Genomic DNA, 17,964 nt, shown 5'->3' on the forward strand with positions numbered 1-17,964 from the left:
AGATCAAAACCGTGGTCTTGTCATCAGGTGAGCGTATCGATACCAAGACCTTGATTGTCGCAACAGGGGCGAAGTGGAGAGAGCTAAACGTTCCTGGTGAGAAAGAAAATATCGGTAATGGCGTGGCGTACTGTCCACATTGTGATGGCCCATTCTTCAAAGGGAAAGATGTTGCTGTTGTTGGTGGTGGTAATTCTGGAATCGAAGCGGCACTCGATTTGGCTGGTATCGTGAAGAGTGTGACGGTGCTTGAATTTGCAGATACCTTGCGAGCGGACCAAGTACTGGTAGATCAAGCGCAAGCGCGTGACAACATTACGATTATCAAGAGTGCTGCAACGCAAGAAGTCACTGCGGCGAATGGTAAGGTCAACGGTATGAAATATCTTGATCGTGACACCAACGAAGTGAAAGATGTTGCAGTCGATGGAGTGTTTGTACAGATTGGTTTGGTGCCTAACAGCGCATTTATCAAAGATGTGATCGAAACAAGCCAATATGGTGAGATCGTTATTGACGAAAAGTGCCACACATCAAGCAAAGGCATTTATGCAGCGGGCGATGTGAGTACGGTTCCTTACAAGCAGATTGTGATCGCGATGGGCGAGGGCTCGAAGGCATCATTGAGTGCATTTGAATACTTGCTTGCAAACTCTCAGAGACTTGAGGAACTTTACGAAGCGCAGAAGTCTGACCAAGCGCAAGCTGCGTAAGGAATCCTGACCTTAAATAAGAGGACAATCTGCGGGTCAGAGTAATTTTACTCTGACCCTTTTTTATATGTGTAGAAATAGAAAGAAATAACTATGGAACTCCGCTCAGATTTTTCAGACCGTTTTGTTGTCGCGCCACAAGATTATCATTGGGTTGATTCACCTATGCCCGGTGTCGAGCGCATGATGCTGGACCGTATTGGTGATGAAGTCGCGCGAGCAACATCGATTGTGCGATACGAAGCAAATAGTGAATTCTCCCCGCATACCCATACGGGTGGCGAAGAGTTTTTTGTATTAGACGGTGTGTTTGAAGACGAACATGGTCAGTACCCAGCAGGTACCTATGTCCGCAATCCAATTGGTACGGCGCATCAACCCAAAATTGGCGATCAAGGTGCGACGATCTTTGTAAAGCTTCAGCAGTTTGATCAGCGAGATACGTGGCAATTTAGTATCGATACAACGTCAACTGCTTGGTTACCCGGCTTAGTTGAAGGTCTCTCTGTCATGCCCCTGCATGAGTTTGAAGGGGAACATGTCGCACTAGTGCGCTGGGCTCCCAATACTATTTTTAATCCACATAGACATTGGGGCGGGGAGGAAATCTTTGTTCTCGAAGGTACTTTCTATGATGAGCATGGTGAATACCCGAAAGGAACATGGATTCGTTCACCACATATGAGCCAGCATCACCCCTTCACAAAAGAAGATGGTTGCACCATTTATGTCAAAACAGGTCATTTGCCAATCTAAGTTGAGCCTTAAGTTTGGGGGCAGAGTAAAAGTACTTTGCCCCTAATATTTGATCTCCAAACGCTAAGAAGCCTATTAACTTGGTGAAATAGTGCTCAGTTTCGCTACGTTTATATCTTTCGAACTAGTAATGTTTCTCTGAATAGGTATTATGTAACCATATGTAACTAACATAATGTTTCATGGACGATAGTTCGGAGCTAAAAATGAAAAAAGTAGTATTAGCGAGCGCTTTATTGGCAGCGAGTGTATCTGCACAAGCAGGTTTGATAACAACTGTTGAAGCCGAAAATCAATTTGTAAGTACAGTATCTGATAGCCTAGATATCATTGATTTTGACGAAGGCAATGTAGGTAATATCTCTGGAGACTACACAGTCTACTCAACGCCAAGTGGTACAAATCAAAGTGCGCCTCCTTTTGGCATTACCAGTGAATATTTGAGTGTTCCAAACCCTAACCAAAATGGTTCAGCAACTATTTTGCTTGACGAAACTTACAACTTTTTCGGTTTGTTTTGGGGATCGGTTGATGACTACAACAGCATTACGTTCTACAACGGTGATGTGAGCGACGATAACAATATCGTAGCGTCGATCTCTGGTGATCAGATTGATGATCTACTTGCAGACGGAAACCAAGTTAGCTGGACTTCTAACCGCTTTGTAAACTTCTTCTTTACTGATGGTGATGTGTTCGACCGTTATGTACTAACTAGTAATGGTTATGCGTTTGAGTCTGACAACCATTCATACGGAAATGTTTCAGTGTCTGTATCTGAGCCAGCAACGCTTGCATTGTTCGGTTTAGGTTTGGCTGCGTTAGGATTTGCACGTCGTAAGGCATAAGTCTTTCTTCGATCGCGTTCTAAATTAAAAAAACCACAACTTCGGTTGTGGTTTTTTTATGCCTGAAATAAATAGAACTGTTTGAAAACTTTGCCTCTGAAATTGATCTAAACGACTACCCTCAATGTACTTCTATGCATATTTAAATTTGATATCCACTAAGTAGGAAGCCATGTCATCAAAGGGTGCTGTTTTATGTTGGTTTCGGCGTGATCTACGCTTGCGTGATAATCCCGCTCTGACGCGAGCTTGCGCACTTGCAAGCGCAGAAAATTTACGCGTTATTCCTCTTTTTATTCTTGATGATGATGACGCTGGCGATTTTGCAACAGGCGGCGCGAGCCGCTGGTGGCTGCATCATTCTCTAGTAAGCTTGCGCGATAATCTTAATGGCCAATTATTGTTGAGGTCTGGCGCTGCGAAGCAAGCTTTGAGTGCGCTCACCGAGGAACTTGATGTTAGAGCAATCTTTTGGAATCGCTGTTATGAGCCTTGGCAGATTGCCAGAGATACCGAGCTTAAAACACACTTTAAGTCCTCTGGTATAGACGTTCAAAGTTTTCAAGCGAGCCTGTTGTGGGAGCCATGGGATATTAAAAATAAGCAAGGATCTGCGTACAAGGTGTTTACGCCCTATTATCGAAAAGGTTGCTTGTTATCAAAGCAACCTCGCTTACCCAAGGCAGCCCCTGATCTCTCAGATTGCGCTCTTCCCGAGGGACTTCAACAAAATACAATTGATGAGCTGGGTTTATTGCCAAGCATTCCTTGGTATGAACAGATGCAAAATGAATGGCAGCCTGGCGAGCAGGGGGCGTCAGATCGATTGACGCAATACATAGAAAGCGCAGCATTTGCCTATCGCGATCAAAGGAATATTCCGTCTGTCGTTGGGACCTCGCGGCTTAGCCCTTCTTTGCACTACGGTGAGCTGTCTCCGAATCAGGTTTGGTATGCCGTTAAACATGCATTCGAAGGTCGAGAGGATGATAAACATCTCGATACCTATTTAAGTGAGCTTGGTTGGCGTGAGTTTAGCTACTACCTCTTGTATCACTTTCCGCATATTCCGAGCGATAGTTTCAACGCCAAATTTGATGTGTTCACGTGGGAAAACGCTCCTGAAAAATTGCGTGCTTGGCAGACAGGTAACACGGGTATCCCGATTATCGATGCGGGTATGCGTGAGTTATGGCAAACGGGCTATATGCATAATCGCATTCGCATGGTTGTTGGCTCATTCTTGGTGAAAAACCTACGCTGTGATTGGCGCTTAGGAGAAGCATGGTTTAGAGACTGTTTACTCGATGCTGATCTTGCAGCCAATGTTGCCAGTTGGCAGTGGGTGGCTGGTTCAGGCGCCGACGCAGCACCTTACTTTCGAATTTTCAATCCCGTATTACAGGGCGAAAAATTTGATAGTGATGGCGAATACGTCAAGAAATTTTGCCCTGAACTTGCAGAGGTGCCGAAGAAGTTTATCCATAAACCGTGGGAAGCACCGACCGACATTCTCAAATCGGCAGGCGTGTGGCTAGGTACTGATTATCCGCATCCAATTGTGGATCTTAAAGAGTCTCGTGAAGCGGCACTTGATGCATACGAAGTCGTAAAGGCCGCATCAAATGCCTGAGTTTTCGACGCAGACAGGAAAGCTTTGTTTAGTCCTCGCAGACCAACTGTCACGCTCGCTTGCTAGTTTGAGCGATATAGACAAGCAAAATGATCTGATATTGATGGCAGAGGTGCGTACAGAGGCGTCTTATGTGAAACATCATAAGAAGAAAATTGCCTTCCTTTTCTCTGCCATGCGTCACTTTGCTAAGGAGCTTCAGAACGACGGCTATCGCGTGCGCTATGTGTCTTACGACGACCCTGACAATGCTGGTAGCCTTAAAGCGGAAGTCGAGCGAGCGATGTCAGAGCTAAGCTTTTCGCATGTCGTTGTGACATTTCCAGGTGAATGGCGTGTGCTCGAGGATATGCAGAGCTGGCAGGCGGCGTTTGACGTTTATAACGCGACTGTTGAGATTCGTGAAGACGACCGATTTATTGCGAGTCTTGATGAATTTAGGCATTGGGCTGATGGGAAAAAACAGCTCAGGATGGAGTATTTCTATCGTGAGCTGCGTAAGAAAACTTCTGTGCTTTTGCAAGATGGTGAACCGGAAGGAGGGAGATGGAATTACGATGCACAAAATCGTAAATCGCTTCCTAAAGGAACGAAGGTTCCAAACCCAACCATGTTTGAACCAGATGACATAACTACTCAAGTGTTAGAACTTGTTGGTACGGAGTTCGAGGATCATTTTGGTGAGCTTAGTAACTTCCATTATGCGGTTACACGTGAGCAAGCGCTTCAAGTTTTAAAGGGCTTCATTCAAGAACGTTTAGTTTTGTTTGGTGATTATCAGGACGCCATGCAACAAGACGAGCCTTGGATGTTCCATAGTCATATCAGCTTTTATCTTAATGCAGGTTTGCTGACCGCCCATGAGGTGATTACTCAAGTCGAACATGCCTATCGCGAATATAATTTTCCTCTAAATGCGGTAGAAGGCTTTATTCGTCAGGTGCTTGGCTGGCGTGAATACGTGCGAGGTTTGTATTGGCACGAAATGCCCAAGTATGTTGATCAGAATTTTCTAAACGCTCAACGACATTTGCCGGGCTTCTTTTGGACTGGCGACACGCAGATGAACTGTCTCGCACAATGTATTAATGAGACCAAACAGAATGCCTATGCGCACCATATTCAGCGCTTAATGGTGATTGGTAATTTTCTATTACTGACTGGGATAGAACCGAAGCAAGTGCAGGAATGGTTTTTACTAGTTTATGGTGATGCATACGAATGGGTAGAGCTGCCTAATGTAAATGGCATGATACTGTTTGCTGACGGTGGTGTTATGGCAAGTAAGCCTTATGCGGCGAGCGGTGCTTATATCAATAAGATGTCTAATTATTGCCAGTCATGCGCGTATAAAGTGAAAGATAAGAACGGCGAATCCGCCTGTCCGTTTAACTATCTCTACTGGGATTTCTTGGCGCGCAATCAAGACAAACTTCGCGGTAATCAGCGCTTATCTATGCCGTATCGAACCTTAGAGAAAATGGATGATGCGAAACGACATTTAATCGCAAGCGATGCCGAGAGCTTCTTTCATAAGTTAGAGCGTAATGAAAAAGTCTGAGTTGCCTTCAAAGCTTTGTGTTGTGTGTCAAAGGCCTTTCACTTGGCGTAAAAAGTGGGAGCGTGATTGGGAGCAGGTTAAGTACTGTTCGAAACGCTGCTCAAGCGAGGCGAAACGAGAGAAGGTATGTAAAACTTAGATTCTTAGCCTGAAATCATGCGTGCTCGATCAGGAATGGTATGGCGCGAGAGAATACGAGCGGCTTCGTTTTGCACTTTAGGTGTTTTCTGATATGCCCATAAGATTTCCCTAGCGGCTTTCATACTCTGATCAAGATCGATAACCGGTTCAACGTAGTCTGCGCTGAGTGAGAAGTTGTACATCAAAGCTTCCATGTCAGTGATTAAACTTGGATCTTGCTGAAGAATGGTTGGAAGTCCTTTTAGTTCTGGAATCCACTTTTGGATAAATCGAGCCTCAGGATCTCGTTCCATGGCTTGTTTGACAGGGTTGTATAAGCGAATAGCGTTTATCCCCGTTACTCCAGCTTGCATTTGAATTTGGGGGTAATGAATGCCGGGTTCGAAATCAAGAAAGACGCTTGCAAGGTGGGCAGCGCCTAAACGCCAATCTAGATTGAGTTGATGTGATAGAAAGCTAATCAACATTGCGCGCATGCGAAAATTCAAATACCCAGTGTTGATCAAGGCGCGCATACTCGCGTCAACTATCGGGAAGCCCGTATTGCCAGTTTTCCATGCTTCGAGCCGTCGATTTATTTCATGCGCATCGTGCTCGTAGGGATAGTGTTCATACCCTTTATTGACGGGGCGAAATTGCATGTCGTGCTCACTTTCAAATTTTTGGATGAAATGATCACGCCATTGCAGACGTGATTGCACACCGCTAATAGTGCGTCCCCATGCCCGCTGTGATCTATGCTGCTCTAAGTATTGAAATACCTGTTTTGAGCTAATGTTGCCCCACGCTAAAAAAGGCGAAAGCCGACTACAAGACTGCATGCTCTCAAAGGGGCTAGAAAGGTTGAACGCGTAGTTTTGTCCCCGTCCAGATAGAAACGATTTTAAAGTATGCCACGCGTTTGATTCTCCACCATGTTGGAAATTGATATGCAGTGAGTTCCATTTATCGCTTCTCTCATCAACTTTCAGTGATTCGTCCAAATCAGAGAACGCATACCAATGAACATTTGAGAGTGATAGGCATACAGGCGCTTGATTGATTTGTTCATGCCATGATTCATACCAATGTTGTCGATGTGTAAGTCCTCGCTGAATACCTAATAACGGGACCTCAGACCAAATCACGTTATGTGCCATGCACCAATCGTTTACGGCCAGATCTCTGTCATAGGTGTTTTTTAAACCAACCTCTAGATGACTCCACAACTGAAACGAACCGAAGGACTCATGGATAGCTTGCAGCGCCGGAATGACTTCGCGTTGCAAACACAACACTCTTGCGCCAAATCCTCGTAGTGATTTATTGATGTCATTGATGCTGTCGCTGACAAAGCGCCAGTGACGTTCTGAATAGTGAGGGTCCTCAACAAGTTGCGGCTCTATTACATACAAAAGTAAAACAGGTCCTTGTTCGGCTGCGCGAGCCAAAGGCAAGTGATCTTGCAGACGAAGATCGCGTTTCAACCAAACAACTTGAAGCATAAACCGATGTGTTAAAGCGGATGATGCAAAGATTTACCTGATAAACATCAGAATGGATTGATCTAGTTTGTGAATTGATCAGTAAAAAAAACTTTACGTTGTATACATAGTATAACTTTACGTTGTATAGTTATCGGCATTATAAGGTGTTAATTATGGGCTATACGTATGTCGAACCTAGAAAAATATGATGCGGTTGTAATTGGAGCAGGGAACGGCGGGCTGACAGCTGCGGCAACTCTGGCGCGAGGTGGCGCGAAAACTTTGCTGCTTGAACGGCACAATATTCCTGGCGGTTGCGCGACCTCTTTTGTTCGAGGCGATTTTGAATTCGAAGTTGCCTTGCATCAATTGAGCGGCTTAGGGACAGAAAAAAATCCTTTCATCATGCGCAAGATTTTTAACGAATTAGGTGTGATGGACAAAGTGGAGTTTGTTGAAGAGCACCACCTCTATCGTATGACGATTAAAGATGAGTTCGATATTACCTTGCCTGCTAGTTGGAAAGGCATTCGAGAAGTTCTCATCGAAAATTTCCCCAATGAAGAACAAGGTATCAAAGATTTCATGTTGCTCTGTGAGCGTGTTGTTCTTGAGAGCTTTATGGGTTTTAAAGCTGCGCTCAAGATGAATAGCGCAGACATGCTTATGAAAAACAGTAAGCATTATGCGGAGCATGGTTTGCGTTCTGCTAAATCTGTTTTGGATGAGCATTTTTCTGACGAGCAATTAAAAACTCTGTTGGCTGCTTACTGGTGTTATTTGGGTCAAGCGCCAAGAAACATTAACTTTGTTGACCTCGCCATGATGCTTTATGCCTATGGCGTATTTAAACCATGGCACATTAAAGGTGGCTCACAAGCGCTTTCAAATGCCTTGCTTGAATCGTTCTTGGAAGCTGGCGGCGAAGTTCAGTTCAATGCGGCTGTTGATCAAATTATTACCGATAAATCGGGCGACAAGCCCAAAGTCATTGCTATTCACACTGAACATGGTGACGTATACGAAACCGAACAAGTGATTTCAAACGCAAGTTCGGTCGTAACTTTTGTCGATTTGCTGGATACAGATGAGTTACCAGAAGGTATCTCTCAAGACTTCAAGTCCCGTGAAATCGGTACCTCAGCATTCTGCTTATACATTGGCTTAGATTGCCCGCCAGAAACCTTAGGCATCGAGAACGCCTCGACGTTTATGGGGACGACCATGGACGAGGATTTAATGGTTGAAACGATGGCGACATCGAAGCCTCCTGTGGCGACTATGCTCACCTGTTATAACGTTGATGACCCAAGCTTTGCTCCTCCGGGTAAGAGCCAAGTGTCTTTGCTGTGTTTGCAGTATGGGAAAGTGTGGGATGACGTTCCGGTCGACGACTATGCCGATACGAAGTATGCCTTTGCGGAACACCTTATCGGGCAAGCAGAAGAATTCTTCCCGGGCTTTCGCTCTCACATAGAAGAAATTGAAGTCGCTACGCCACTGACAATGCAGCGTTACTTGAACACTCCGGGCGGCTCTATTTACGGTTTCATTCAAAACCCAGAAGACGGCGAGATTCATCGTCCTCGGTATGATCAAGTAGAAGGTTTACACATGGCAGGCTGCTGGCAGGGCATGGGTGGATTCCAACCTACGTATATGGTCGGCCAATCCACTGCAAAAGCAGTGTTGAAAAAGCTAAAAGCACAGCGTTTAGCTGAGCAAGATCAAACCCAGACTCAAGATGTGAAGGAGCCTGCAAATGTCTAACCAATATATTAATAACAAAGAACAATTACTGAGTAACTTGGTTGGTTATGTCGAGAGTCGAGAGTTAATCGCACAGCGAGAGAAAACAGGCTCAGATTTTAGTGAAGATAAAGGTAAAAACACTGCTGAGATTGCAAAGCTTCATCCAAGGCGTTTGAACCTAGAAGTCACCGAGATCTTTCAAGAAACGCCATCGACGAAAACGTTTCGTGTTCGCAGCGCTAGGGGGGCATTGCCTCCATTTCAGGCCGGGCAATATATTAATTTGTTCGTGAACATCGATGGTGTCGAAACTGCGCGCCCGTATGCCATTTCTTCTTGTCCGACACATCGTGATTACTACGACCTCACCGTAAAAATTGTTAAAGGTGGTTTTGTTACTAACTACTTACTCAATGACGTTGAAGTGGGTCAGACATTTTCAGCGACGAGCCCTATGGGAACGTTCTATTACAACCCAATTATACATGGCAAAAAGCTTGTTTTCTTAGCGGGTGGTTCGGGCGGTGCGCCAGCGCGAGCAATGATCGAAAGCATCTTAAGCCGTGGAGTAGATGCTGATTTTTATTTGGTTTACGGCAATAGCTTTGCAGAGGACGTAATATTCCAGGATACCTTTCGCGCGCTGGCTCAAAAGCACGAAAATTTCCATGTGACGGAAGTGATTTCACGCCCAGAAGAAGGGTATGAAGGGTTAACGGGATATCTAACTGGCGAGCTTATCAATGAAGTGGTAAGCGGAGTTGATGAGGTCATGTTTTATGTCTGTGGCCCAACCCCGTTTAATGATTTTTGTAAATCGGAGCTTAAAGCTTTGGGTGTTGCTGATAAGCGTATTCGAATTGAATGCAATGGCCCGCCAAAGAACCCAAGTTCGATTCAAAACTGGCCAACCGAGGTGAGTGAAGAAGAGATGGTGACCGTGAAGGTGCGAGGCAAAGGTGAGTTCAAAGCACAAGTTGGCGAACCTTTATTAAATAGCCTTGAGCGTAGCGGTTATTTCGTTGAGAACGCTTGTCGCTCAGGTGAATGCAGTTTATGCCGTGTGAAATTGGTGGAAGGCGAAGTATTTAACCCGCCTGAAGCGAAGCTCAGAAAATCGGATGAAACGTTTGGTTGGGTGCACTCGTGCGTAGCGTTCCCAACCTCAGATATTGAAATCTTGTATTAGTTTTATAGCGAACGGTTTAGAGCGGGGATTTGATCTGGACTTGTGTCGATGTAGCAGCGAGATAATCGCGAATGCTCATCTTGTCAGGAATACTCAAATGGCCATCGATTAATAGGGTGGCCAGTCCGTGCACCATAGCCCATGCGCCTTGGGCGCGGACACTGTTGCTGACTTTGGTTTGAGGTGCTTTTGAAAATGCATCGACTAACAGAGCATGAGGGCGTTTGCTGCTCTTGGATAGATCTTCTGACATTTCTGGTGCGATTTGCGTTTGGCTAAGCATTAACTTGTAAAGAGCAGGGTTGTTGATTGCGTACTCAATGTATTGCGTACCGTAATCGAGAATCAGCGTTAACGGAGCTTGGCCAACATTGGCTTGCTCCATGCGCGCATGGAGTTGTTCAAAGCCTGATGCTGCGATCGCTTGAAATAACTCAGTCTTGTTTTTGAAGTGTGCGTAAGGGGCCATATGGCTGACACCCACTTCGCTGGCTAAGGATCGCAAAGACAGTGCTTCTGCCCCTCGCGTCGTCAGCAGATCTAAAGCGGCGTTGACGAGCGCAGTTTTAAGGTCGCCATGATGATAATTTTTCTCGCTGGCTTTGGGATTGCTTGAGTTGCTATGTGGAACTTCGTTACTCACGTGCTGTCTTTATGATTCGTTGTGAACTGAAAAAATAAAATGAGCCGCAAACATATCAGGTTCGTATACAGAGTTAAATGTTTGCAGTGCAGAACGATTGTCGCAACGGATAGCGTCGTGTTTCGTTCGACAAGCTTTCGTGCTGCTTCGAACATTCAGCGCGTAACACGAGAATAAACACAAATGAAAAAAGTGACGCTCAGCCATTACACCATTCAAGCACTTCGCGACGAAGGTGCTTCGCATGTGTTCATGATTCCAGGTGGATATGTCGATAATTTCTCTGAAGCTCTTGTGGATGTAGAAGGTATTGAAGCGGTTGTGTGTGCAAGTGAGGCTGGTGCTGCCTATATGGCAGACGGGTTCGCGCGGTCAGCCGGACGCTTTTCAATATGTATGGGAATCTCGGGTCCTGGTGCGAGCAACATGATCACGGGGCTGAGTGCTAGCCAAGCAGATCAAGTACCCGTACTTGCTATTACGGGCGACTCCCCCCTAGTTTGGCGCAATCGTCAATCGATTCAAGACCCTGGCGCGATGGGTTTAAAAACCACTCAGCTGTTATCTCTCGTGAGTGATGTTCAAGAAGAAGTGGTCGATGTGTATGCGCTCGATAGTCATATTAGAAATTTGATGCCCGTACTAAAAGGGCAGAAACAAGGTGTTGGGCATTTGTCCTTACCTCTTGATATTCAGTTAGAAGAAAAGCCCTTCACTTATAATGCATCGAGTGTTGAAAGCACTGATGGAACAGACTGCGATACAGCAGGATTAACACAGGCAATGCATTGTATCTCGCGATGCAAAAATGTTGTGATTCTGGCAGGTTCTGGTGTTCGCAAATCAGGCGCATTTAGTCAGCTCCAAGCTTTTGCAGAAAATTATTCAATTCCCGTCGCTACGACGATGAGTGCGAAAGGCGACTTCCCTGAAGATCATCCGCTTTCTATGGGTGTTTTTGGCTGGGCAGGTTCGGCACTTGCTAATGAAACCTTACTGAGCAAAGAGATTGATTGCTTGATCGTGATCGGTTCTCGCTTGGGACAAATCAATACCATGAATTGGTCCTCAGCTTTAGCTGAAAAGCGCGCTTTGATTCAGATAGATCTTGACGCTAGGCACCTTAATAAAACCTATCGTGCTGATCATGCGATTGTGTCCGATGCATGTCAGGCATTACGTTATATGGCCAGTGGTGATTGCTCTGCCCAGATTGTTCAACGACTGGATGCCAACAAGCATGCTCGTGAAGCATGGCTAGAGGCGAAGAAGCAGCTTTTACCTTCTTACTACGACAAAGCGACGCGCTCATCGAATGCTATTCCTTTGCATCCTGCGCGTGCGATTGCGGAGTTATCGAAGATCGCACCTGAGAACACTCAGTTATTTGTTGATAATGGCGCGCATACTTTTTTTGCGACACATCATTGGCAGATAATCCGCCCACATCAGTACTTCAATATCATTAAATATTCAGGCGCGATGGGGTGGGCAATTGCAGCAAGTATCGGAGCGAAAATAGCTCGACCAGATCAACCATGCATTGCTGTCGTTGGAGATGGTTGTATGCTCATGCAAGGCATGGAAATTCAAACAGCGGCGCGATACAACTTACGCGGTATGATATTTGTGGTGCTCAACAATAAGGCGCATGGCAACCCTAAACTACGGACAGAAGGGTTTACGGAAGAGGCGGGCGCTTTAACCGATATCGTTGATCATGATTGGGCAGGGTTTGCGCAATCTTTGGGCGTAAAAGGCATATCTGTCTCAGATCCGCATCAATTATCTGCTGTGTATGACGAAGCTATGCAGGCAGCGGGGCCTGTGCTGATTGACGTGAAATGCGGATTGTATCCAACACCGACGAAGGTATTTGATGAAACGTTTATGGAAGAATTTAATCGTTATATCGGTCGAGATAGCCGCACGCAAAAACTATTAGAAGAAGTGAATTATGACAGCTCAAAATCAGAACCTTCATTCAACTGAAGATCGTCGCGATGTGATCGCAAAACTTGAAGAACTTGCGCCAGACTTTGTGGGTATGATTTCCGACTTTGCTTTGGGCAAAGTCTATGACCGCCCTGTATTGGATGATCAGCTGAAAGAGGTTGTTGCGATTACAGCTTTAATTAGTTTGGGATCAGAGCGTTTGCAAGGTCATTTGGAGTCGGCATTGGCCAAAGGTTTTAGTAAAGAACAATTAACCGAAGTGATTATGCTCTCGAGTATTTATATTGGATTTCCGCGCGCGATCGACGCCATGCTTGTGTTGCACTCACTCACCGATGAAGCCTAATAGCCAATACTTAAGACCTGATAGCTAATATCTTAAAGCAATACCTGATAAACAGTGCCTAATGCAAAGTTGCTCATCCCTGAGTGTGTAAATTCTCGGGTCGCTTGATACGTATCAACACTATAAAAATGCTCCTCGCATACAGTACTATGACTTGAGTCATGACGACGAAGAAAAATAAATCGAGGAGCGAGCCATGCCAATACATCATAACCAGGTCGAAGCCTGCGTCGACGATGTGATTTCTTCATTAAACAGCAATATCGTGATGGGCATACCCTTAGGTATTGGAAAGCCTGTGCAGTTTGTGAATGCGCTGTATGCGAGAGCGAAAGCTGATTCCTCTATTAATCTTCGTATTATTACTGCTTTATCGTTAGAGCGACCTAAGCCTTCTGCTGGCTTAGAATCTCGGTTCTTAGAACCCGTATTTGAGCGCTTGTTTGGGGGGTATGTAGAGCTTGATTACGTGCAGGATCTGAAGCGCCAGAAGATTCCAGACAATATCGAAATTTGCGAGTTCTTTCTTAAGTCCGGAAGCATGCTCGCGAATAACTATGCGCAGCAGCATTATATTTCGAGTAATTACACGCACGTTGCGCGCGATATGATTGATATGGGGGCGAACTTACTAGCGCAACAGGTATCGCAAGGCGTTTATCAAGACAAACCTTATTTGTCGCTAAGCAGCAACACCGATGTGACGGTTGACCTGCTACCTCTTATCGAACAAGAGAAAGCGAAAGGACGCAACATTAAGCTGGTCGCGCAAATAAATCAGAAACTTCCCTTCATGCTGAATGATGCGCTGATTGCGCCTCAGAATTTCGATTTTATCGTCGATAACGAAGCTTATTACACGCCTTTGTTTTCGCCGCCGAATATGCCTGTCACGCCCGTTGATTTCGCGGTTGGTATGCATGCGAGCACCTTGATTAAAGATGGAGGTACGTTGCAAATTGGTATTGGTTCGTTAGGTGACGCGATTGTTTACGCTTGTATGTTGCGTAACACCGACACTGAAAAATATCAGCAAGTATTGTCAGAGTTAGGTATTGCAGGTTATGCCCAACTTGTTGAAAAAATTGGTGACCTGACGCCCTTTAAAACCGGCTTATACGGTTCGAGTGAAATGTTTGTGAATGGCTTTTTGCATTTGATTCAGCAAGGCATTCTGAAGCGAAAAGTATACGAAGACGTTCACATTCAAAAACTTATTAACGAAGGGCGTTTGACCGAAGATCTAAAACCTGATCATCTCGATGCCTTGGTTGAGGTAGGATTCCTTGGCGACATCATTCATGCGGGCGATGTTTCCCGCGCCAAGAGGTTTGGTATTTTCAATGAGCGTGTCGACTGGAGTGATGGACAAGTCACGCTAGACGATAGGCCAATTGGTGAGCGCGTCCGTGACACCGAATTGGTTGCACAGCTAAAAGCGGAAGGCTTAGGTAGACAATTAAAACAAGGCATCGTGATGCATGGCGGCTTCTTCCTTGGGCCGAAAGATTTTTACGAAGCACTGCATCAAATGAGTCAAGATGAGTTGTTAAGTATCTGCATGACAGGTGTTGGTCATGTGAATCAGCTCATGGTGAATGAAGAGTTAGTTGTTGAACAACGCAAACATGCGCGCTTCATCAACACGGGATTGATGGCCACGCTTAATGGCGCGGTCGTTTCTGATGGATTAGATAACGGCAAAATTGTTTCTGGGGTGGGCGGCCAATATAACTTTGTTTCAATGGCGCACGCCTTGCCTGATGCACGCTCGATATTGCTGATTCGTGCAACGCGAATGAGCAAAGGGGAAGTGAGTTCTAATATTGTCTTCAATTATGGGCACACGACAATTCCTCGTCATTTGAGAGATATCGTAATTACCGAATATGGCGTTGCAGATCTGCGTGGTAAAACGGATGCTCAAGTGATGAAGGCAATGCTGAATATTACTGATTCACGCTTTCAAGAAAGTCTATTAGAACAAGCAAAGGCAGCGGGTAAGATCGAATCCAGTTATCAGATACCAGCAGAATTTCAGGCGAATACACCAGAGTCAATCAATCAGGTGATCGAGAATTATCGTCTGAACGGCTTGTTCCCAGCATTTCCACTGGGGACTGATTTTACGGAGCAAGAACTTCAAATTGGCGCCTGTTTGAAGCAGCTAAAAGCGCTTCAGAGCGACAAAATGAAAATGTTTAAAACACTCTTCAAAGCCTTTACTGATGGCGATCACTCAGAACAAGCAAAGCCTTTCTTGGAACGTATGGCCTTAGTAGAAACTAGTAGCAAGAAAGAAGAAGTAGAAAAGAAACTGCTTATTCATGAATTGCTTGAAGCTGGCTTAATTTCTTAGCTTTCTGACATTTGCAGTAGAGCTGTGCTGTTCACCCAACAGAACAGCCGATATGGCTAGTTGAGAACGGATACACAATTCAAAAGAATCATGGCATTATGCGCGCCGTAACGAACTCGCTAAGGCGCAAAACGATGTCAGAGACACTACCTAACTGTCCGAGTTGCCAGTCTGAATACGTATATCAGGATCGATCTTTACTGATTTGTCCTGAATGCGGTTTTGAGTGGGACCCCAATCAAGTGGACGATGTTCCTGTTCTGAAAGATGCCGTCGGTAATGACCTCGTTGAAGGCGATAAAGTGACGCTCGTGAAAGACCTCAAAGTAAAAGGTACTTCAACAACCTTGAAGGTGGGCACCAAAGCCACGATCAAGCGTTTTGTTGATGGTGACCATGATATTGACTGCAAAGTGGAGGGCGCAGGCCCGATGATGCTTAAGTCGAAGTTTGTCAAAAAATCTAATTAAACCCCTCTAATAACATCAGATATCGAGAGAAAGATAACTATCTAGCGAGAATGTCTTCCAAGGAGTATTGAAGAATGTGGATTGAAAAACTCAAAGCGAAAATTCACCGTGCCACGGTAAACGACGCCAACTTAAATTATGTTGGTAGTATCACTATTGACCCTTTATTGCTCGCAGCGAGTGGCATTGAAGAGCATGAGAAAGTGCAAGTTGTGAACATTAACAATGGCGCACGTTTTGAAACCTATGTGATCCTTGGCGAAGAAGGTTCTGGCCAGATTTGTTTGAATGGCGCATGTGCACGCCTTGCTCAAGTTGACGATAAGATTATCATCATCGCTTATTGTTATCTCGATGCATCTGAGAGTGCAGCGCATCAGCCAAAAGCTGTATTTGTTGATGACGATAATCAGATTACTAGCGTAGAGTAAGCGCCCCTGCGGGCCATCTTTACCTAGAACAAAAAGAATTGGGTGTTTAGATGTCGAAGCTTAGTTACAAACAGTTTTTAAATTCCGAAGAACTCAAAGAGTTCCGCAAGGCGAACGACTTGCATGCGCTTTGGATGTTTGCAGTCAATTGGGCCGTTATTGCTGCCTGTTTTGTAGTCTTTGCAGCAGAGGTTCATTGGTTATTTAAACTTGCTGCCTTATTTGTTTTAGGCGGCCGCCAGTTAGGCCTAGGCATCTTGATGCATGAGTGTGGTCACCAAGGTTTCTTTAGCAAGCTTTGGATGAATCGTTTCTTTGGGCATTGGTTTGCGGGGATGACCATGCTGGTACCCCTAGAGTTTTACCGCACTTACCATCTTATTCACCACTCCAAAACGGGTACGGATGACGACCCAGACGTCGGTAATATCAAACAATACCCAGTAACTGGGAGTAGCTTACGTCGCAAAATATTGCGCGATTTTACGGGTTTTTCTGGACTAAAAATGCTCTATGGTGTGTTGTTTTATGTCATGCCTAATCGTGCTGGTAATGCCGTTTCATTAGGGGTCAATCAAGATAGCGTTCAAAAAGGCGATGGTGTTGCTTTGCGCAATTTTCGCGACGCAATTGTGCTGCATGGTTCCTGGATTGCTGTGTTTACGGCTTTAGGCCATCCAGCTTTGTATCTTATGTGGTGGGTTGGTTATATCTTCTTTTATCCGTTTGTTATTCGTGTCCGTCAGATCGCAGAACATGGTGCCATGCCTGCACTGGCCTCTGACGATGTTCGTGATACGACGCGTACAACAATTGTTTCTTTGTGGGAACGTGCTTTCTTTGCACCTAACTTTGTGAACTTCCACTGTGAGCATCATTTCTTGCCGAGCGTGCCGAGTTACAACTTACCTCGCTTGCATCATGTTTTGAAAGAGCGTGGCTTTTATCAAGACAAACCAGAATCCTGTGTTGATACGGGAGGGTATCGAGAGATACTTCGCATCGCTAGCGCGGCTTAGTAAATTCAAACGACGCAGTATTTTTTCCGCAGTATTTTGACTCATACAAAGCTTGGTCAGCCTTATTGATGATGCTCAACTCAGTGTCATCATGCTGACCAATCGTTCCTCCAATACTTATAGTCACTTTTTCGGGTAAACCGAAATCATTTTTTCTTACCTCGGATAAGAGTTTGTTTGCAATAACCCGGATATTGTCTTGATTGGTGTTGCTTGAAATGATGATAAATTCTTCACCACCCCGTCGACCAGCAACATCAATCTCTCTGACGTTGTGCAATATCAGCTCTGATAACTCGCAGAGAATACGATCACCTTCTAGATGACCATGCGTATCATTGATGATTTTAAAATCATCGATATCAATAAAAAGCACCCCGAATGGCATGTGATCGCGTTTGAGTCGCTCAAGTTCAAGGTGAAGAAACTCTTCAATACGATAGCGATTCCAAAGACCGGTTAGGGCATCTTTTCTGTATAACTCTTCAAGCTCTTTAGTACGTTTCTCTAGATAGGCTTCGTTTGAACTTTTTTCTAAATTTAAAATGGCGACTAGAAACAAGATGATCGAAATGGCAGCAGTAAAGCTCTGCAATTGAATGAGACTTTCCCATGTTGTGGCCGCGACAAAAGGCCCTGAACCCGAGCAAGTCGCGATGACCGCCAGCGAAAGTACAGCAA

Annotated in this window: 17 protein-coding genes; 14 read left to right on the forward strand and 3 right to left on the reverse strand. The window is 45.0% G+C overall.

Going from position 1 to position 17,964, the window contains the following annotated elements; all coding sequences use genetic code 11:
* The 6 genes from A3739_RS26490 to A3739_RS28495 all read left to right on the forward strand — a co-directional run.
* The coding region (locus A3739_RS26490) for an FAD-dependent oxidoreductase (RefSeq protein ID WP_197472607.1) at nucleotides 1-713 on the forward strand (713 nt) is incomplete at its 5' end.
* A gap of 93 nt (nucleotides 714-806) precedes the next feature.
* Nucleotides 807-1,469 (forward strand): cupin domain-containing protein, encoded by a 663-nt coding sequence (locus A3739_RS26495; protein WP_197471938.1) that lies wholly within the window; start codon nucleotides 807-809, stop codon nucleotides 1,467-1,469.
* A 206-nt stretch (nucleotides 1,470-1,675) separates the two neighbouring features.
* A complete protein-coding gene (locus A3739_RS26500; protein WP_068477929.1) occupies nucleotides 1,676-2,317 on the forward strand; it encodes a PEP-CTERM sorting domain-containing protein in 642 nt (213 codons plus the stop codon).
* Between the two features lie 172 nt (nucleotides 2,318-2,489).
* Entirely contained in the window at nucleotides 2,490-3,950 is a 1,461-nt protein-coding gene (locus tag A3739_RS26505) for a deoxyribodipyrimidine photo-lyase (protein WP_068477938.1), read from the forward strand.
* The gene (locus A3739_RS26510; protein ID WP_068477939.1) at nucleotides 3,943-5,511 is read left to right on the forward strand and encodes a cryptochrome/photolyase family protein; all 1,569 of its coding nucleotides are present in this window, start codon (nucleotides 3,943-3,945) and stop codon (nucleotides 5,509-5,511) included. Before A3739_RS26505 ends, A3739_RS26510 begins: the two co-directional genes overlap by 8 nt.
* Nucleotides 5,498-5,650 (forward strand): DUF2256 domain-containing protein, encoded by a 153-nt coding sequence (locus A3739_RS28495; RefSeq protein ID WP_082878399.1) that lies wholly within the window; start codon nucleotides 5,498-5,500, stop codon nucleotides 5,648-5,650. Before A3739_RS26510 ends, A3739_RS28495 begins: the two co-directional genes overlap by 14 nt.
* 4 nt (nucleotides 5,651-5,654) lie before the next feature.
* Here the strand turns inward: A3739_RS28495 and A3739_RS26515 are convergent, their stop codons facing one another.
* Complete coding sequence (locus A3739_RS26515) at nucleotides 5,655-7,136, reverse strand: cryptochrome/deoxyribodipyrimidine photo-lyase family protein (RefSeq protein WP_068477940.1); 1,482 nt, start codon at nucleotides 7,134-7,136, stop codon at nucleotides 5,655-5,657.
* 168 nt (nucleotides 7,137-7,304) lie between these two features.
* Here A3739_RS26515 and A3739_RS26520 point away from each other — a divergent pair, with 168 nt between their 5' ends.
* Together A3739_RS26520 and A3739_RS26525 are read left to right on the forward strand one after the other, a co-directional pair.
* Entirely contained in the window at nucleotides 7,305-8,888 is a 1,584-nt protein-coding gene (locus A3739_RS26520; RefSeq protein ID WP_068477942.1) for an NAD(P)/FAD-dependent oxidoreductase, read from the forward strand.
* The gene (locus tag A3739_RS26525; RefSeq protein ID WP_068477944.1) at nucleotides 8,881-10,059 is read left to right on the forward strand and encodes an FAD-binding oxidoreductase; all 1,179 of its coding nucleotides are present in this window, start codon (nucleotides 8,881-8,883) and stop codon (nucleotides 10,057-10,059) included. Before A3739_RS26520 ends, A3739_RS26525 begins: the two co-directional genes overlap by 8 nt.
* A gap of 16 nt (nucleotides 10,060-10,075) precedes the next feature.
* Here A3739_RS26525 and A3739_RS26530 read toward each other — a convergent pair whose 3' ends face one another.
* The gene (locus tag A3739_RS26530; protein WP_068477951.1) at nucleotides 10,076-10,702 is read right to left on the reverse strand and encodes a TetR/AcrR family transcriptional regulator; all 627 of its coding nucleotides are present in this window, start codon (nucleotides 10,700-10,702) and stop codon (nucleotides 10,076-10,078) included.
* A 183-nt stretch (nucleotides 10,703-10,885) separates the two neighbouring features.
* On the opposite strand from A3739_RS26530, the gene A3739_RS26535 reads away from it, so the two are divergent.
* From A3739_RS26535 to A3739_RS26560, 6 genes are all read left to right on the forward strand, one after another.
* Nucleotides 10,886-12,694, forward strand: coding sequence for a thiamine pyrophosphate-binding protein (locus tag A3739_RS26535; protein WP_068477952.1), 1,809 nt, complete (start codon nucleotides 10,886-10,888; stop codon nucleotides 12,692-12,694).
* The gene (locus tag A3739_RS26540; protein WP_068477539.1) at nucleotides 12,660-13,004 is read left to right on the forward strand and encodes a carboxymuconolactone decarboxylase family protein; all 345 of its coding nucleotides are present in this window, start codon (nucleotides 12,660-12,662) and stop codon (nucleotides 13,002-13,004) included. Before A3739_RS26535 ends, A3739_RS26540 begins: the two co-directional genes overlap by 35 nt.
* A gap of 196 nt (nucleotides 13,005-13,200) precedes the next feature.
* On the forward strand, nucleotides 13,201-15,363 hold the full coding sequence (locus A3739_RS26545) for an acetyl-CoA hydrolase/transferase C-terminal domain-containing protein (RefSeq protein ID WP_068477954.1): 2,163 nt from the start codon (nucleotides 13,201-13,203) through the stop codon (nucleotides 15,361-15,363).
* Nucleotides 15,364-15,497: 134 nt separating this feature from the next.
* The gene (locus A3739_RS26550; RefSeq protein ID WP_068477959.1) at nucleotides 15,498-15,833 is read left to right on the forward strand and encodes a zinc ribbon domain-containing protein YjdM; all 336 of its coding nucleotides are present in this window, start codon (nucleotides 15,498-15,500) and stop codon (nucleotides 15,831-15,833) included.
* Nucleotides 15,834-15,907: 74 nt separating this feature from the next.
* Nucleotides 15,908-16,264, forward strand: a complete 357-nt coding sequence (gene panD, locus A3739_RS26555) for an aspartate 1-decarboxylase (RefSeq protein WP_068477961.1) — start codon at nucleotides 15,908-15,910, stop codon at nucleotides 16,262-16,264.
* A gap of 50 nt (nucleotides 16,265-16,314) precedes the next feature.
* Nucleotides 16,315-17,283, forward strand: a complete 969-nt coding sequence (locus A3739_RS26560) for a fatty acid desaturase family protein (protein ID WP_068477962.1) — start codon at nucleotides 16,315-16,317, stop codon at nucleotides 17,281-17,283.
* Here the strand turns inward: A3739_RS26560 and A3739_RS26565 are convergent.
* The coding region (locus A3739_RS26565; protein ID WP_156502874.1) for a GGDEF domain-containing protein at nucleotides 17,270-17,964 on the reverse strand (695 nt) is incomplete at its 5' end. The two genes, A3739_RS26560 and A3739_RS26565, sit on opposite strands and share 14 nt — an antisense overlap.

This window comes from Oleiphilus sp. HI0067, assembly GCF_001635735.1.

Bases quoted from the DNA above. Each gene is read 5' to 3' on its own strand.
- A3739_RS26535 (WP_068477952.1), top strand. From the start codon at position 10,886: ATGAAAAAAGTGACGCTCAGCCATTACACCATTCAAGCACTTCGCGAC.
- A3739_RS26540 (WP_068477539.1), top strand. From the start codon at position 12,660: ATGACAGCTCAAAATCAGAACCTTCATTCAACTGAAGATCGTCGCGAT.
- A3739_RS26515 (WP_068477940.1), bottom strand. From the start codon at position 7,136: ATGCTTCAAGTTGTTTGGTTGAAACGCGATCTTCGTCTGCAAGATCAC.
- A3739_RS26545 (WP_068477954.1), top strand. From the start codon at position 13,201: ATGCCAATACATCATAACCAGGTCGAAGCCTGCGTCGACGATGTGATT.
- A3739_RS26550 (WP_068477959.1), top strand. From the start codon at position 15,498: ATGTCAGAGACACTACCTAACTGTCCGAGTTGCCAGTCTGAATACGTA.
- A3739_RS26500 (WP_068477929.1), top strand. From the start codon at position 1,676: ATGAAAAAAGTAGTATTAGCGAGCGCTTTATTGGCAGCGAGTGTATCT.
- A3739_RS28495 (WP_082878399.1), top strand. From the start codon at position 5,498: ATGAAAAAGTCTGAGTTGCCTTCAAAGCTTTGTGTTGTGTGTCAAAGG.
- A3739_RS26560 (WP_068477962.1), top strand. From the start codon at position 16,315: ATGTCGAAGCTTAGTTACAAACAGTTTTTAAATTCCGAAGAACTCAAA.
- A3739_RS26510 (WP_068477939.1), top strand. From the start codon at position 3,943: ATGCCTGAGTTTTCGACGCAGACAGGAAAGCTTTGTTTAGTCCTCGCA.
- A3739_RS26505 (WP_068477938.1), top strand. From the start codon at position 2,490: ATGTCATCAAAGGGTGCTGTTTTATGTTGGTTTCGGCGTGATCTACGC.
- A3739_RS26520 (WP_068477942.1), top strand. From the start codon at position 7,305: ATGTCGAACCTAGAAAAATATGATGCGGTTGTAATTGGAGCAGGGAAC.
- panD (WP_068477961.1), top strand. From the start codon at position 15,908: ATGTGGATTGAAAAACTCAAAGCGAAAATTCACCGTGCCACGGTAAAC.
- A3739_RS26525 (WP_068477944.1), top strand. From the start codon at position 8,881: ATGTCTAACCAATATATTAATAACAAAGAACAATTACTGAGTAACTTG.
- A3739_RS26495 (WP_197471938.1), top strand. From the start codon at position 807: ATGGAACTCCGCTCAGATTTTTCAGACCGTTTTGTTGTCGCGCCACAA.